This window comes from Microtetraspora sp. NBRC 13810, assembly GCF_030268685.1.
Taxonomy (GTDB): Bacteria; Actinomycetota; Actinomycetes; order Streptosporangiales; family Streptosporangiaceae; genus BSRQ01.
Genome location: NZ_BSRQ01000025.1, coordinates 29620 through 44453 on the forward strand (window position 1 = coordinate 29620; position 14834 = coordinate 44453).

Sequence of the window (14834 nt, forward strand, 5' to 3'; positions counted from 1 at the left end):
GAAGACGACCGGGCAGCGGCGTGATTTGTGACAACCCCGCCGTCACGGCCCCCGCCCACCTCGACGCGCCGATCGTCGCCGACGGCTTCGTGAAAAGAATTCCGCCGCGGCTGTCACAAGCCCCGGGGGTGTCCGGTCATAGCTGGCGACCGGCTGCCGACAGGTGCACCGGGGAACCAGGAAGGTACGTCATGAAGATCGTGGTTATCGGCGGGACCGGGCTGATCGGATCGAAGCTGCTGGCCAGGCTGGGGGAGCACGGTCACGAGGCGGTGGCGGCGGCGCCGAGTACCGGGGTGAACACCCTCACCGGGGAGGGGCTGGCCGAGGTGCTGGCGGGCGCGTCGGTGGTGATCGACGTGTCGAACTCGCCGTCCTTCGAGGCCGCCGCGGTGATGGACTTCTTCCAGACCTCCACCCGCAATCTGCTCGCCGCCGAGGCGGCGGCCGGTGTGGGGCACCACGTCGCGGTGTCGGTGGTGGGAACGGAACGGCTGCCCGAGAACGGCTACTTCCGCGCGAAGATCGCTCAGGAGAAGCTGATCGAGGACTCGTCGATTCCGTTCTCGCTGGTGCACGCGACCCAGTTCTTCGAGTTCGTCCGGGGCATCGCCGACGAGTCCACGGAGGGCGACAAGGTGCGGATCGCGCCCGTGCTCTTCCAGCCCATCGCGGGTGACGACGTCGCCCAGGCGGTCGGCAGGGTCGCGGTGGGGGAGCCGCTGAACGGCCGGACCGAGGTCGCCGGCCCCGAGCGGTTTCGGATGGACGAGTTCTTCCGTGAGGCGCTGGCCGCCTGGGGCGATCGGCGCGTGGTGGTCACCGACCCGCACGCGCACTACTTCGGCAGCGAGGTGACCGAGCGGTCGCTGGTGCCGGGTGACGGCGCGACGTCCGGACAGATCCGGTACCGCGACTGGCTCGCCGGGAACGCCGCGAAGTAACCCGCCTCGCGCGGAGATCCATCGCATCCACCCAAGCCACGCACGGAGGAAAGTTGAGCGTCCCGAGCGGCGAGCACGGTTTTCCGTACGAGCTCGAGATCGAGGCCGAGGCGGAAGTGGCCCTGGTCGAGGCCAGCCACCCGGAGGAGGTCCTCGCCAAGCCGATCACCGACTGGCTGTTCGATCCGGTGGACGCCGAGCGGGCGGAGATCGGCCTGCGCGGCCTGCTCGGCGCCGTCCAGGCGCTGGAGGACGACTCCCGGCCCGACGGTCACGGCGCGTGAAACCGGCGAGAAGTGAAACACCCTTCGACAAGGCGATACACCGAATGAGACACGTAGAGCCGCAGGCGCCCGCCGTTCCCGGCTCGCCGCCCCGGATCGGCACGCTCGACAGCCTCCGGGAGCACCTGCAGTGGGCGATCGAGCTGGAACACGCGACCCTGCCGCCGTACCTGTGCGCCCTGTACTCCCTCGATCCCGAGCGGAACCCGGAGGCCGCAGACGTGGTGGGCGGCGTCTTCGTGGAGGAGATGCTGCACCTGGCGCTGGCCGCGAACCTGCTCAACGCCGTCGGCGGCGGCCCGCGGCTGGACACGCCGGGGGAAGGCGATGCTCGACAGGCATGATCGTGTCGCGCGCCGGTTCGCGGCGGCCTGCGACACGGGAGACGTGGCGGCGCTGAAGGCGGTCCTGGCCACCGACGCGCTGGTCGTGAGCGACGGTGGCGGCAAACTGCGCGCCTCGGTGCGCCCGACCTACGGCGCGGACGCGGTCGCCCGCTTCGTCACCGCCCTGCTGATCGGCCCGCCCGGCACCCACGTGACCGTCGAGTCCGTCAACGGCCGCACCGGGCTGGTCCTGCGCCAGGCGGGCCAAGCCGTGGCCGTCGTCAGCGTGAGCGTCGCCAGAACCGAGGTCACCGCTGTATGGATCGTCCTGAACCCCGACAAGCTGCACCGCTGGCACCGCCCATGACGAACCCGCCGAGGCCACACCCCCGACCTATGGGTCGCCCCCTTGGAGGACGGCCTCGCAGTGGTCCAGCCAGCGCTGTTCCGCCTCGGCCTGGAAGATCATGGAATCGAGCACCAGCGCGTGCGCCGAGGCCGGTTCGGCGGCGCCCTTGGCCCGGGTGAGCTTCTGCGACATCCGCATGGTCGCGGTGCGCTGGGTCCGTACCAGGGCGGCGACGTCCACGCCGGGCGCGGTCACCGCCATCGCCAGCTTGATGGCAAGCTCGTCACGCGGCCGGTCGGCCTGCACGACCGGCGTGGCGAACCATCGGGCGAGGTCGGCCCGGCCCGCGTCGGTGATCGCGTAGATCACGCGGCCCTGGTCGTCGGCCTCGCCCGGCGTCACGAGGCCGTCGCGTTCCATCCGGGAGAGCGTCGTGTAGACCTGCCCGATGTTCAGCGGCCAGGTCGCCCCCGTGGAGGTCTCGAACTCGGCCCGCAACTGGTAACCGTATTTGGCCCCCTGGCTCAGCAGCGTCAGGAGCCCATGCCTGATGGACATGGATACAGCGTATGCATACTCGGTATGGTCATTGTCACGTGTCCCAGGGCTCCGGGCGCGATGGGCGGCGCGCCCGGAGCCCTGACCAGCGGCTCCGCGACACGCCGGGCCCTCCACCGGCCTGACGACCGCTCCTCAGGAGCGCTTCCAGAAGGGACGGCGGGCGCGGTCCCCGGGAGTGCCGGAGCCGGTCCCCGCGTCCCCGCTTCCCGGACCAGTCCCGGAGACGCCGGGGGCCGGGTGGCCGGTGGTGAGGATGGTGAGGAGGTTCACCGTCCTGTGCCACAGAGCGTCCAGGTCGGTGCCGGGGCGTTCGGCCGCTTCCAGGTCGCCGGCGAGGGCCGCCAGTTCGGGCTGGTCACCGAGGTGGGCGGCCAGGGCGGCGAGGCGGCTGCCCAGGTCGGCCAGCAGGGCCGGGCGGTCCGTGACCGGCAGGGACTCGGCGGCGCGCAGCCGGGCGAGTTCCTCGGCCAGTTGCGGGCGCACGGTGTCCAGCGAGTGCCGGACCGCCGGTCGCGGTGCGGACGCGCCCGGAGTGCCGGGCCGCCGCGCGAACAACGGGCCGCGCGAGGGCCTCGAGCGGGTCCGGCCCGTGCCGGGCGCGCCGGGGATCCCGCCGGAACCGGGCATCCCGGGGGAACCGGCGTCGAGTGCGCCCGCCGAGCCGAGCGGCGCGCTCTCCGGTGCCGGCTCCCCGGCGGAGGGCGCGAAGCCGGCGGGGGCCGCGAAGCCGGCGGGCGTGCCGTGGAAGGAGGCGGCGGTCATGGCGTTGAGGGCCATCGGCGCGGCGACGGGCATGTCCCACCCGCTGGGCGGCTCGACCGGCTGGATCACGTGGTGCTTGGAGCCGCCCTCGGCGACGACGCGGCTGTCGATCGCCACGAAGGCGGTGAAACGGCACAGCACGCCGTACCGGAGGGACACGTCGACGATGGCCTGTTCCAGCGCGTGGTCGCCGGTCGCGTAACGGTCTTCGAGGGCGCGCAGGTGGGCACGGGCCCAGATCGCGCGGATCGCCGGATTGCCGGACGCCACCCCGGCCACCCGGCGCTCCCACGGCCGCCCCCCACCGGCCAGCCCCCGCACCGTGACCGCCGCCCCGGACGCCCGCCCGAGATCGGGGACGGCCCCGGACGCCTGCCCGAGATCGGGGACGGCCCCGGACGCCTGCCCGAGATCGGGGACGGCCCCGGACGCCCGCCCGAGATCGGGGACGGCCTCGGGTGCCCGGCTCGTGCCGGGGCCGGACTCCGTCACCCCCGCCGCCGTCCCGGCCGGGGCGTCGTCCCGCGGCGCGGGCTCCTCGGCGGGAGGGGCGTGGTAGCGCCCGGAGACGGTGAGCGGGACGCCGGAGAAGAGGGAGCCGAGATGGGTGATCGTGTCCGGGAGCAGGTCGACGCCCTCGGCCTTGAGCGACAGGTCGGTGACCAGGGGCGCGCCGATCCGGCGGTGGATGTGCTCCATCGCCTCGTCCAGCCGGTCCTCCGACTCCACCAGCTCGCACCGGCCCGCGCCGAGCCCGGCGAGACGGCCGAGGAAGCCGGCGTTCACCGCGCGGTCGATGCCGACCGTGTGCACGCGCACGCCGGACAGCCCGGCGCCCGCCCGTTCCAGGATCTGGTCCTCGTTGCCCACCTGCCCGTCGGTGACGAGCACCAGGACCCGCTCCCTGGCGGAGTCGCCGAGCAGCGCGAGCCCCTGCTGCAGCGGGGCCAGCAGCTCGGTGCCGCCGCGCGCCTCCAGCCGGGACAGGTGCTCCACGGCGCGGTACCGGTTGCGGTCGGTGGCCTCGCACAGGCCCTCCGGCAGCCGCTCCGGCCGTTCCACCACATGGTCGAAGGACAGCACCGCGAACCGGTCGGCGGTGGTGAGCGTGTCGACGATCCTGGCCGCCGCCCGCCGGGCCGCGACCATCTTCCAGCCGCCCATGCTCCCCGAACGGTCGAGCAGCAGCACCACGTCGCGCGGCACCCGGGCCGGCTCCTCCGCCGGCGGCACCACGGTCAGCGCGAACGTGCCGGTCCCGGCGGCGTCCGGATCGGGCGCGAGGACCAGCGAGGTCGAGGCGTCGAACGCCAGCCGCAGGATGAAGTCGCGGTCCAGGCGCTCGCCCGGCTGGAGCCGGACCGACGTGCCCTCGGCGGTGACGACGTGCAGGCTGGACCGCATCTCGCGCAGGTCGAGCCCGGCCGGTTCGACGTCCACGGCGAGCGACAGCCGTACCGGGTCGGGGAAGCCGGGCAGCAGTACCGGCGGGGTGATCCGCGAGGCGTCCGGGACGGCGTCGGTGTCCGGCGCGGTGCCCCGCCCGGCCTGGTCGCCGTCGATCGGCAGGCCCGGGATGTAGCGCGGGGCGACGACGAGCGGGAAGCGGAAGGTGGCCGCGCCGTCCTCGTACGGCAGCGGCTGGCTCAGCGTGAGCCGTATCCGGACCTTCTCGCCCGGCAGGATGTTGCCCACCCGGATGGTGAACACGTCCGGCCGGTCCTCCTCGGCGATGGCGGCCCGCTTGCCGGCCGCGACCGCCGCGTCGTAGTCGGCCCTGGCCTGGCCGCGTTCCTTCAGCACGCCCTCGACCACCCGGTCGTCTGCCTCCATCAGGAACCTGGTCACCGCGGCCCGGTCGGGCAGCGGGAAGACGTACGTCGCCTCCAGCGGCACGTCACACGGGTTGCGGAAGCCCTGCACCACCTCGACGCCGGCGATCAGACCGGCGACGCGGGCGCTGACGTCCACGCTCTCCAGCGGCAGGTTGCCCCGCTCGGTGGCGAGCGCCCCGAGGCCCGCGTCCGGCAGCGGGACGCACTCGTCCGCCTTGAGCGGGATGACGGGAACAGTCATGAGGTGCCTCCTTGTGAGGACGACCGGTCGGTTTCGTGGTTGATGTCTGTCCCGAGGGCGGGGAGGGGGCCGCTTCGCGGGGTGGTGCCGTCTAGGTGGGTGGGGTGCGGGGTGGTGCCGTCGAGGTGGGCGGGGGCGAGCAGGCCGCGCCCGCGGAGTACGGCGAGCAGCGGGCCGGCCGCCGTGACGATCGCGGCGAGGTCTTCGGGCGACGCCGTCCGGGACGCCCCCTCCAGCAGCACCGTCACCCCGGGAGCCAGCCGCACCCCCTGCACGAGAGCGGGGGAGAGCGGCCCGTTCACCGCGGCGGCGGGGATCGCGGGCGGGACTGCGGAGTCCGTGAAGGCCGCGGGTGGCATGGGGGAGGTGGCCGCTGGATCCCGTGGCGCCGCGGTCCAGAACCTCTCACGGCCGGTTGGAGCGTCTCCCCCGGCTCCGTTGGGATGGCCGGGGGAGGCGGGCTCGGGGGCGCGGGGGTGGGGGCGGGCGGAGGGGAGGCGGGCGGCGGATTCGAGTTGGGTGTCGGTGGCGCCGGTGAGGGCCGCCTGGATGTCGGCGATGGAGTGGCCGGCGGCCTGGAGGCGCTTGACGGCGACGAGTTGCAGCAGGTGGCGGCGGCCGTACAGGGCGATGCGGCCACGGCGGGTGAGCGGCGGGTCGACCAGGCCGATCGTCGTGTACCAGCGGATGAGCCGCTCGGTGGGCACCTCGCGCACCCGGCCGCTGGCCGGTCCGTCGGACGGCCCACCGCTCGCGGCCCCGGCCCGCAGCACGCCGGACGCCTGCGCGGCCAGCTCGCGGATGGTCCAGGTCTCGCTCATACCTCGATACTGACACTGTAACTATGACAGTGTCAATGAAGGTGAATACCATGCCCGATGAGGGGTAGGGAGCGCCGGGTCCGAGGCTCGATGTCCCAAGCAGAGGGAGGTAGGCATCATGGCCGCCATCACCAGCTCGCTGGCACCCGATGACAGGAAGATCGTCGGCGAGGCACTCCAGGGGGCGTTGGTCGATCTGATCGATCTGTCACTCCTGGCGAAGCAGGCACACTGGAACCTGATCGGGCATCATTTCCGTTCGCTGCACCTGCAACTGGACGAGATCGTCGCCCTCGCCCGCACGCATATGGACGAGATGGCGGAGCGCGCGGTCGCCCTCGGCGTCAACCCCGACGGCCGCGCGTCCACGATCGCCAACTCCAGCCACGTGCCGCAGTTGGAAAGCGGCTGGCTCCAGGACGGAAAGGTCGTGGTGGTGCTCACCGACATCCTCGAATCCATCATCAAGCGGATGAGGGAGCGCGTGAACGCCACGGAGAAGCCCGACCCCGTCACCCAGGATCTGCTGATCAAGGCCACCCAGGACCTGGAGAAGCAGCACTGGATGGTCCAGGCACAGCGCTAGGCCATGTCGAGAGGCCGGGCAACCACCGCCCGGCCTCTCGTGCTCCGGGGCGCCCCGAACGCACGGGGGCGAGCGTCGGTCCCGGGTCGGGGCGCAAGCCCGCCCATGGCGGGCCTCCTGCGGAGCGGGGCCACCGACACAGGGGGAATTGGGGGCCGCCTCGGTGGATAGGGGGCGGATCGCGTGCGCCGTGCTGGTGGATACGGGGGAGTTGCGTGGGGCGCCCCGGTGGGCGCGGCGGGGGGTTGCGTGCGTCGCCTCGGTGGTTCCGGACACTTCGGTGGGCAGGGTGAGTATGGGGATCAGTGGGGCCGTGTGCAGTCGAGAGTGCCTGGTCGTGCAGCGGGCGGGTGGTTTGTGGCCCACACCGAATGTCCTCGGGAGACTCGGACGGCCCGGTGAACCGCCTTCGAGAACCGTGGGACGGCCACGGTTTCCGCAAAGTTACCGGTGCCGGACCATGCGCATACCTGTCCGTTCACACGGGCGGGGTGCAATCGAGCCGGGCGGCTTGGCAAGCGCGCGTAGCGTGGACCTGACGCACGCGTCCTCGAACATCCGGCATCTATCAGACATGCGGAGGCTGATCCTCATGCTGCGCCGTACGTTCTTCGGTTCAGGCGGCCTCGCCGCCGGGGTCTCGCTCGCCGGTGCGCTCTGGCAGGGGGCGGCGCTCGCGGTCGTGGGCGGCGGCCCGGCCGGGCCCGCGCCCCGCGGCGGGTACGGCGGCAGGCTGCCCGGCCTCGGCGGCGGAGAAGACGGCCCCGAGGGGCACGGCGGTGGCCACCACACCCAAACGCACAGCCATGAAACGCATGGTGGCCGCGACAGCCACGAGGCGCATGGTGGCCGCGGCAGCCGCGAAGGGCGTGGTGGGCACGGTCATGGGGGGCGCGGAGGTCCCTATGGGCCGCTCGGTCCGCCGGATGCCAACGGCATTTCGCTGCCCGCAGGGTTCACCGGCCGGGTGGTCGCCCGGAGCGGGCACAAGGTCGGCGGCCTCACCTGGCACGCGGCCCCGGAGGGCGGCGCCTGCTTCCCGGACGGCGACGGCTGGATCTACGTGTCCAACTGCCGGGTGCCGTTCCTCGGCGGCGCGTCGGCGATCAGGTTCGGCCCGGACGGCGCGGTCCGCGACGCGTACCGGATCCTGTCCGGCACGAACCTCAACCGGGCGGGCGGCGCGACCCCGTGGCGCACCTGGCTGTCCTGCGAGGAGGCGATGCGCGGCTGCGTCTTCGAGTGCGACCCGTACGGCGTGCGTGCCGCGATGCCCCGGCTGGCGCTGGGCAGGTTCCGGCACGAGTCGGCCGCGTGCGACCCCGACCGGGAGGTCGTCTACCTCACCGAGGACGAACCGGACGGGTGTTTCTACCGGTTCATCCCGATCGAGTGGGGCGACCTGACCGAGGGCAGGCTGGAGGTGCTGTGCGGCCCCGACGGGTCGGCTCCGACCGGGCCCGGCCCGGTGACCTGGCAGCCGGTGCCGAGCCCGGCTGCCGTGCTGAAGGCGGCCCGGTACCAGGTCCCGGCGGCGAGGCACTTCGACGGCGGCACCGGCTGCCACTATGCGGCGGGCGTGTGCCACTTCACCACCAGGGGCGACCGCCGGGTGTGGGCCTACGACGCCGAGCGCGGCCTGCTGGAGGTGGTCTGCGACGCGGACGCCCCCAGGGACGGCGTGGAGAACATCACCGCCGGCACCGGCGGAGACCTCTACGTCGCGGGCGACAGCGAGGACATGGAGATCAACGTCGTCGCACCCGACGGCACGCTCGCGCCGTTCCTGCGGATCGAGGGCGGGCACCGGTCGCAGATCACCGGGCCGGCGTTCTCCCCGGACGGGCACCGGCTCTACTTCTCCGCCCAGACCGGCGCCGGCCGGGTGGGCAGCGGCGTGACCTACGAGGTCTCCGGGCCGTTCCGCGGCTGAGCCGTCCCGTCGAGGGCGGGCGCGAGGTAGCCGTTCAGCATGGTCTTCAGCTCGCCGATCAGGGCGGGGGCGTCCTCGGGCTTGGCGGTGACCACCATCGGCATGACGGCCCGCACCGTGGCCACCGCCATCCGCGCCAGGGTGTGGCAGCGGTCCGGGCCCAGGTGGGGGGCGCGCAGCCCGAAGACCTCGGCCACCCGGTGCGCCACCGCCTCGTGCAGGTCGCGCGCCACCTCGGCCAGCCGGTCGCTGGTCGCGGAGCCGTGGAACAGCGCCCAGAACGCCGGCCGTGAGGACTTGAAGGCCACCATCGCGTCCACCAGCCGGTCCACCAGGTCCGGCATCGGCTCGTGCGCGGACTCCTCGGTGAGGTTGCGCTGCCAGAAGAGCCGCTGCTCCTCCTCGTAGCGCCCGACGAGCCCGGCGAGGATCTCGTCCTTGTTCCGGAAGAACTGGTAGAGCGACCCGGGGGAGACGCCGGCCCGCGCGGCGACCGCGTTGGTGGTGGTGTTCGCGTAGCCGGTCTCTGCGATCTCGGCCTCGGCGGCGTCGAGGATCACCTCCATCCGTTTCAGGCCGCGAGCCTGGCGGCGCACGGCGCGCTGCTGCCCGGCGGGTTCGGGCACGGTCCACCTCCCCGTTGACAAATACGAGTGATTACTTGCATTCTCATCCTCGAACAGTAAAACACGAGCAGTTTACCGACTTTGAGGATGGCGATGAAGAGCGCACAGACGATCCACGGCGGCGGCCCATGACCGTCGCCGCCCGCGGCCGTCCCGCGAACGCTCCGCCGGCCCCGCCCCTGCGACGGCTCGGCCACCTCCTGGTACGGCGTCGCCGCGCCGTCCTGATCTGCACCCTGCTGGCGACCGTCATGCTCGGCGCGCTGGCCGCCGGCACCGTCGGCGGCCTGTCCCTGGCCCGCTACGACGCCCCCGGCTCGGAGTCCGACCTGGCGCAGACCGCGCTCGGCGAACGCTTCGGCACGGGAAGCGCCGACATGGTGCTGGTGGTGACCGCGAGGAGCGGCACCGTGGACGACCCGGGGGTGGCCGCCTCCGGGCGGGCGCTGACCGAGCGGCTGGCCGCGGAGCAGGGCGTCGCCGAGGCCGCCTCCTACTGGAGCCGCGGCAACCCGGCGACCCTGCGCAGCGAGGACGGCAGGCACGCGCTCGTCGTCGCCCGCATCCCCGGCGACGCCGACCACGTGCGCGGCACGATCCTGCCCGCGATCCTGCCGGGACTGACCCGGGGCGACGCGGCGACCACCGTCCGGGCCGGCGGCGGCGAGGAGGTCTTCCGCCAGACCGTGCCGCTGGCCAGGCAGGACTTCGTGCGCGCGGAACTCGTGGTCTTCCCGCTGGTCTTCGTGCTGCTCTGGCTCTACCTGCGGCGCGCGGCGGCGGCCCTGATCTCGATCGGGCTCGGCGTCTTCGTCATGGTGGTGTCGCTGGCGCTGCTGCGCGTCCCGCTGCTCTACGCCGACGTGTCCACCTTCGCGCTGAACCTCACCCTGGCCCTCGGGCTCGGGCTCGGCGTGGACTACTCGCTGTTCGTGGTCTCCCGGTTCCGCGAGGAGGTGCGCCTCGGTCACGACCGGCACGAGGCGGTGGCCCGCGCGGTCGAGCGGGCCGGTCGCACGGTGCTGTTCAGCGGCGTCACGGTGGCCGTCTCGCTCGCCGTGCTGCTGCTCATGCCCTTCGACTTCTTCCGCTCCTTCGGCTACGCGGGCATCGCCGTGGTCGCCGGCGGTCTGCTGGGATCGCTGGTCGTGCTGCCCGCCGTACTCGCCACGATCGGCGACCGGGTGCTGCCCAGGCGGGCGCCCCGGGACGGCGGCGGGCGGTTCTGGCAGGGGCTCGCCACCGGGGTGATGCGCCGGCCGGTGCTCTACGGCGGCGCGGCGACCGCGCTGCTGCTCCTGCTCGGCTCGCCCTTCCTCGGACTGAACTTCGGCGTGGCCGACGACCGCATCCTGCCCCTGTCGGCCCCGGTCCGGCAGACGTCGGAGGTGATCAGGACCGAGTTCGCCGCCGAGGAGACCGACGCGCTCCAGGTGGTCTCGACCGGCCCGGCCGGGTCCACGGAGCGGATCGGCGGCTACGCGGCGGCGCTGTCCCGGCTGCCCGGCGTGGCCCAGGTGGACTCCGCCGCCGGGTCCTACGCGGACGGGCGGCGGGTCGGGGACGGGCTGCCCGCCCGCTTCGGGGAACGCGCGGGCGGCGGCGGGACCTGGCTGTCGGTGGTGCCGGACGCCCGGCTGATGGAGGCCGACCCGGTGCGCCTGGTGCAGGACGTCAGGGCGCTGGCGGCGCCGTTCGAGGTGCGGGTCGGCGGCTACCCGGCCGAGCTGGCCGACTACCGGCAGCGGGTGGTGGACCGGTTGCCGGTGCTGCTCGGGCTGATCTTCGCGCTGACCTTCGCGGTGCTGTTCGTGATGACCGGCAGCCTGCTCATCCCGCTCAAGGCCACCGTCCTCAACCTGCTCAGCCTGTCGGTCATGCTGGGCGCGATCGTGTGGATCTACCAGGACGGCAACCTGTCCGGCCTGCTCGGCTTCACCCCGACGGGCAACCTCGACCCGAGCATCCCGATCCTGATGTTCTGCGTCGGCTACGGGCTGTCGATGGACTACGAGGTGTTCGTGCTGTCGCGGATCAAGGAGGAGCACGACCTGACCGGGGACACCGCGACGGCGGTCACCACCGGACTGCGCCGCAGCGCCCCGCTCATCACCGCCGCGGGCGGCATCCTGGCGCTCAGCTTCGCCGCCTACGCCACGGCGGACGTCACCTTCGTGCAGATGCTGGGCGTCGGGATGGCGGTGGCGATCCTGGTGGACGCCACGGTGATCCGGGCGATCCTGGTGCCCGCCTTCATGCGGCTCGCCGGTGAGGCCAACTGGTGGGCGCCCCGCCCGCTGCGCCGCCTGCACGCCCGCATCGGCCTGAGCGACTGACCGCCCGCCGGACCCGGCCGCCCGGCCGGTCGCGGGCGTCGGCCCTCCGGGGTGAGACGGTCGCGGGAACGCCGGGACGTTCGCGTCCGGCCCGGCGCTCCCGCCACCGCTCAGAGCGCGCGGGCCCAGATCTCGTCCACGACCTTCCTGCCCGACTCCTGCCCCTCATGCTGCTCGATCAGCTCGAATCCCGCGTTCCGGTAGATCCGCCGGGCGCCGGTCAGCTCGGCCCGGGTCCACAGCGTGATCCGGCGGTAGCCGGCTTCCCTGGCGAAACGCAGGCACTCACCGACCAGCCGCCCGCCGATGCCCATGCCCCGCGCGGAAGGCTCGACCAGCAGCAACCGGAGCTGGGCCGTCTCCGGCTCCTCGTGCCGCACGCAGAACAGGCACCCCACCCGCTCGCCGTCCACCTCCGCGATCCAGCAGGCCTCGCGCGCCGGGTCATACCGGGTCGCGAACCCGCCCACGACCCCGGCCACCAGCCCCTCGAACTCCCGGCCCCAGCCGTACTCCTGGGCGTAGAGGACGCCGTGCCGGTAGACCACCCAGCCGAGGTCGCCGGCGCGCGGCGGCCGGATCACGTACGGTGCGGCCTGCCGTGGGCCGCCCAGCAGCCGCCGGATCACGGCCATGGCGGAGACGAGGCGCGCCCGGTCCTCCGTGGAGAGCTCGGCCAGCACGTCCTCCAGGTGGGAGACGGCGCGCGCGTCGAGCATGGCGGCGACATCCCGCCCGGCGGCGGTGAGCGCGACGACCTGGCGGCGCGCGTCGGACTCGGAACGCTCCCTGGAGAGGAGGCCGTCCTGCTCCATCCGGGCGAGCATCCGGCTGAGGTAGCCGCCGTCGAGGTCGAGCAGCAGCCGCAGGTCGGCGGCGTCCATCCGGTCACGCCGGCCCAGCTCGTACAGCACCCTGGCCTCGGTCAGCGAGTAGGACGTGTCGTGCATGCCGGCCTGGAGGACGCCGATCACCCCCGTGTAGAAGCGGTTGAACTCCCGGATCGCGGCCACATGAGGGTCCACCCTTGACTCCTCCAAGCAATTCGTTGACTGCGTCAAGGATATACCGCTCGCCATAACGGGCGGAATGGGCCAAAGTGATGGAAAGCGATTGGAGATGCCTTGCCCCTGTTCGACATGCCTCTGGAGCGGCTGCGCGACTACCGTCCCGACCGCGCGGAACCGGCCGACTTCGACGACTTCTGGAAGCGCACCCTCACCGAGGCGGAGGCGTTCGACCTCGCCGCCGAGTTCACGCCGCGTGACTCGGCGCTGGCCGGCGTCGAGGTCTACGACACCGCGTTCGCCGGCTGGCGCGGCCACCGGATCAACGCCTGGTTCCTGCTGCCGCGCGGCGCGGACGGGCCGCTGCCGTGCGTGGTCCACTTCATCGGCTACGGAGGAGGGCGCGGGTTCCCGCACGACCACCTGGTGTGGCCGGCCGCCGGGTACGCGGCGCTCGTGGTGGACACCCGGGGCCAGGGCGGCGCCAGCCCGGAGCGTCCCGGCGCCACCGCCGACCCGGACGGCGGCGACTTCGCCCAGGCGCCGGGCATGATGACCAGGGGCGTCCTCGACCCGGAGACCTACTACTACCGGCGGGTCTTCGCCGACGCGGCCAGGGCGGTGGACGTGGCCGCCGCCCATCCCGCGATCGACCCCACCCGCATCGCCGTACAGGGTGCCAGCCAGGGCGGCGGCATCGCGCAGGCCGTCGCGGCGCTGCGGCCCTCGGTGTCGGCCGCGCTGATCGACGTGCCGTTCCTCACCCACTTCCGGCGCGCCGTCGAGATCACCGACGCCGACCCCTACCAGGAGATCGTCCGCTTCCTGACCAGCCAGCGGCTGGCGGAGGAGCGGGTGTTCCGCACGCTGTCCTACTTCGACGGGGTCAACTTCGCCGCCCGCGGCACCGTGCCCGCGCTCTACTCGGTCGCGCTGATGGACCTGATCTGCCCGCCGTCCACGGTGTTCGCCGCCTACAACCACTGGACGGGTCCGAAAGAGATAGCGGTGTGGCCATGGAACGGCCACGAGGGCGGGGGCGGGGAGCAGCGCGAGCGTCAGCTCCGCTACCTTCGCGAGTTGTGGCTACGAGACTGATCCTCATCGGCGGTTACACGCCGGACACCGGCGGCACGGGCTCGGGCGTCACCGTGGTGCGCGCCGACCCCGGCGGCGGGCTCACCGAGCTCGCCGCCACGCCCGCGTCCGGCCCGTCCTTCCTGGCCCGGCACCCGCGCCTGCCGGTGCTCTACGCGGTGGGGGAGAGTGAGGAGGGCACCGTGGCCTGCTTCGACCGCGGGCCGGGCGGCGCCCTCGCCGAGGCCGGGCGGCGGCCGACCGGCGGCTCCTATCCGTGCCATGTGGCGGTGGACCCGCGGGGCCGCTGGCTGGTCGTCGCCAACTACGGCGACGGCACGCTGAGCGCGCACCGCCTCGACGCGCAGGGCCGGCCGGGCGAGCCCGAGCCGTTCCGGCACACCGGGAGCGGCCCCGACCCGGCCAGGCAGGAGGGCCCGCACGCCCACCAGGCGGTCTTCGGCCCCGACGGCACGCTCTACCAGAGCGACCTCGGCACCGACGAGATCCGCCGCTACCTCGTCGCGGACGAGATCACCCTGCACCCGGACGGCCCGGTACGGCTGGCGCCGGGCATGGGCCCGCGGCACTTCGCCCGGAGCGGCGGCCACTGGTACGTCACCGGCGAACTCGACGGCACCGTGGCCGTCTACGACGACTCCTGGACCGAGCTGAACCGCGTCCGGGCCAGCTCCTCCGCCGCCGAGAACGCCCCGTCCCACCTGGAGGCGTCGGCGGACGGCCGGTACGTCTACGTGGCCAACCGGGGCCCCGACACCGTCACCGTGCTGTCCGCGCCCGGCCTGGAGCGGGTGGCCGAGGTGAGCTGCGGCGGCGACTGGCCCCGCCACTTCGCGATCCTCGGCGACCACATGTACGTGGCCTGCCAGCGCTCGGACGAGGTGACCGCGCTGCCGCTGGCGGACGGCGTGCCCACCGCCCCGGCCGCGACGTTCGCCACCGGCAGCCCGTCCTGCGTGCTGCCCGTCCCGGACTTCTGAGCCGCCCGGGGGTCGTCGCCGCGATACCACATGATCGGGAACACGCGTGCTGATGGTCTAGACCATTGACCTCGGCTCGGGCAGAATGCGTGGGGTCGGCAGGGGGAAGAACGTCCCCTGGCGGTGCTATCGCCTCACAAGAAGT

Annotated in this window: 14 protein-coding genes; 9 read left to right on the top strand and 5 right to left on the bottom strand. The window is 73.3% G+C overall.

The genetic code is table 11. The features are described from left to right. Positions 1–191: 191 nt before the first annotated feature. From QSK26_RS35460 to QSK26_RS35475, 4 genes are read left to right on the top strand one after another with little or no spacing between them, the layout of a single operon-like run. The gene (locus tag QSK26_RS35460; protein WP_285779712.1) at positions 192–944 is read left to right on the top strand and encodes an SDR family oxidoreductase; all 753 of its coding nucleotides are present in this window, start codon (positions 192–194) and stop codon (positions 942–944) included. 53 nt (positions 945–997) lie between these two features. Continuing rightward, the gene (locus QSK26_RS35465) at positions 998–1228 is read left to right on the top strand and encodes a hypothetical protein (RefSeq protein ID WP_285779713.1); all 231 of its coding nucleotides are present in this window, start codon (positions 998–1000) and stop codon (positions 1226–1228) included. A gap of 44 nt (positions 1229–1272) precedes the next feature. Next, on the top strand, positions 1273–1572 hold the full coding sequence (locus QSK26_RS35470; protein WP_285779714.1) for a ferritin-like domain-containing protein: 300 nt from the start codon (positions 1273–1275) through the stop codon (positions 1570–1572). Beyond that, entirely contained in the window at positions 1556–1921 is a 366-nt protein-coding gene (locus QSK26_RS35475) for a nuclear transport factor 2 family protein (RefSeq protein WP_285779715.1), read from the top strand. The genes QSK26_RS35470 and QSK26_RS35475 overlap by 17 nt, the downstream gene beginning before the upstream one ends. Positions 1922–1948: 27 nt before the next feature. Here QSK26_RS35475 and QSK26_RS35480 read toward each other — a convergent pair whose 3' ends face one another. The 3 genes from QSK26_RS35480 to QSK26_RS35490 all read right to left on the bottom strand — a co-directional run bounded on the left by QSK26_RS35480 (position 1949) and on the right by QSK26_RS35490 (position 6123). Continuing rightward, positions 1949–2461 (bottom strand): PadR family transcriptional regulator, encoded by a 513-nt coding sequence (locus QSK26_RS35480; protein WP_285779716.1) that lies wholly within the window; start codon positions 2459–2461, stop codon positions 1949–1951. Between the two features lie 135 nt (positions 2462–2596). Beyond that, positions 2597–5302 carry a VIT domain-containing protein gene (locus QSK26_RS35485; RefSeq protein ID WP_285779717.1) on the bottom strand — a complete coding sequence of 902 codons (2706 nt, stop codon included), beginning with the start codon at positions 5300–5302 and terminating at the stop codon, positions 2597–2599. Continuing rightward, a complete protein-coding gene (locus QSK26_RS35490) occupies positions 5299–6123 on the bottom strand; it encodes a helix-turn-helix domain-containing protein (RefSeq protein WP_285779718.1) in 825 nt (274 codons plus the stop codon). Before QSK26_RS35490 ends, QSK26_RS35485 begins: the two co-directional genes overlap by 4 nt. 118 nt (positions 6124–6241) lie before the next feature. Here QSK26_RS35490 and QSK26_RS35495 point away from each other — a divergent pair, with 118 nt between their 5' ends. Together QSK26_RS35495 and QSK26_RS35500 are read left to right on the top strand one after the other, a co-directional pair. Then, positions 6242–6709, top strand: coding sequence for a Dps family protein (locus QSK26_RS35495; protein WP_285779719.1), 468 nt, complete (start codon positions 6242–6244; stop codon positions 6707–6709). Positions 6710–7283: 574 nt separating this feature from the next. Next, on the top strand, positions 7284–8642 hold the full coding sequence (locus tag QSK26_RS35500) for an alkaline phosphatase PhoX (protein ID WP_285779720.1): 1359 nt from the start codon (positions 7284–7286) through the stop codon (positions 8640–8642). On the opposite strand, the gene QSK26_RS35505 is transcribed toward QSK26_RS35500, so the two are convergent. Continuing rightward, positions 8612–9268, bottom strand: coding sequence for a TetR/AcrR family transcriptional regulator (locus QSK26_RS35505; RefSeq protein WP_285779721.1), 657 nt, complete (start codon positions 9266–9268; stop codon positions 8612–8614). The two genes, QSK26_RS35500 and QSK26_RS35505, sit on opposite strands and share 31 nt — an antisense overlap. Positions 9269–9396: 128 nt before the next feature. Between QSK26_RS35505 and QSK26_RS35510 the strand changes: the two genes are divergently transcribed. Beyond that, positions 9397–11604 (top strand): MMPL family transporter, encoded by a 2208-nt coding sequence (locus QSK26_RS35510; RefSeq protein WP_285779722.1) that lies wholly within the window; start codon positions 9397–9399, stop codon positions 11602–11604. Between the two features lie 110 nt (positions 11605–11714). Here QSK26_RS35510 and QSK26_RS35515 read toward each other — a convergent pair whose 3' ends face one another. Next, positions 11715–12629, bottom strand: coding sequence for a bifunctional helix-turn-helix transcriptional regulator/GNAT family N-acetyltransferase (locus QSK26_RS35515; protein ID WP_285779723.1), 915 nt, complete (start codon positions 12627–12629; stop codon positions 11715–11717). Positions 12630–12728: 99 nt separating this feature from the next. Here QSK26_RS35515 and QSK26_RS35520 point away from each other — a divergent pair, with 99 nt between their 5' ends. Then, complete coding sequence (locus QSK26_RS35520) at positions 12729–13709, top strand: acetylxylan esterase (RefSeq protein WP_285779724.1); 981 nt, start codon at positions 12729–12731, stop codon at positions 13707–13709. Continuing rightward, positions 13694–14689, top strand: a complete 996-nt coding sequence (locus QSK26_RS35525; RefSeq protein ID WP_285779725.1) for a lactonase family protein — start codon at positions 13694–13696, stop codon at positions 14687–14689. Before QSK26_RS35520 ends, QSK26_RS35525 begins: the two co-directional genes overlap by 16 nt. Positions 14690–14834 lie beyond the last annotated feature (145 nt).

Bases quoted from the DNA above. Each gene is read 5' to 3' on its own strand.
- QSK26_RS35460 (WP_285779712.1), top strand. From the start codon at position 192: ATGAAGATCGTGGTTATCGGCGGGACCGGGCTGATCGGATCGAAGCTG.
- QSK26_RS35470 (WP_285779714.1), top strand. From the start codon at position 1,273: ATGAGACACGTAGAGCCGCAGGCGCCCGCCGTTCCCGGCTCGCCGCCC.
- QSK26_RS35475 (WP_285779715.1), top strand. From the start codon at position 1,556: ATGCTCGACAGGCATGATCGTGTCGCGCGCCGGTTCGCGGCGGCCTGC.
- QSK26_RS35480 (WP_285779716.1), bottom strand. From the start codon at position 2,461: ATGTCCATCAGGCATGGGCTCCTGACGCTGCTGAGCCAGGGGGCCAAA.
- QSK26_RS35485 (WP_285779717.1), bottom strand. From the start codon at position 5,302: ATGACTGTTCCCGTCATCCCGCTCAAGGCGGACGAGTGCGTCCCGCTG.
- QSK26_RS35490 (WP_285779718.1), bottom strand. From the start codon at position 6,123: ATGAGCGAGACCTGGACCATCCGCGAGCTGGCCGCGCAGGCGTCCGGC.
- QSK26_RS35495 (WP_285779719.1), top strand. From the start codon at position 6,242: ATGGCCGCCATCACCAGCTCGCTGGCACCCGATGACAGGAAGATCGTC.
- QSK26_RS35500 (WP_285779720.1), top strand. From the start codon at position 7,284: ATGCGGAGGCTGATCCTCATGCTGCGCCGTACGTTCTTCGGTTCAGGC.
- QSK26_RS35510 (WP_285779722.1), top strand. From the start codon at position 9,397: ATGACCGTCGCCGCCCGCGGCCGTCCCGCGAACGCTCCGCCGGCCCCG.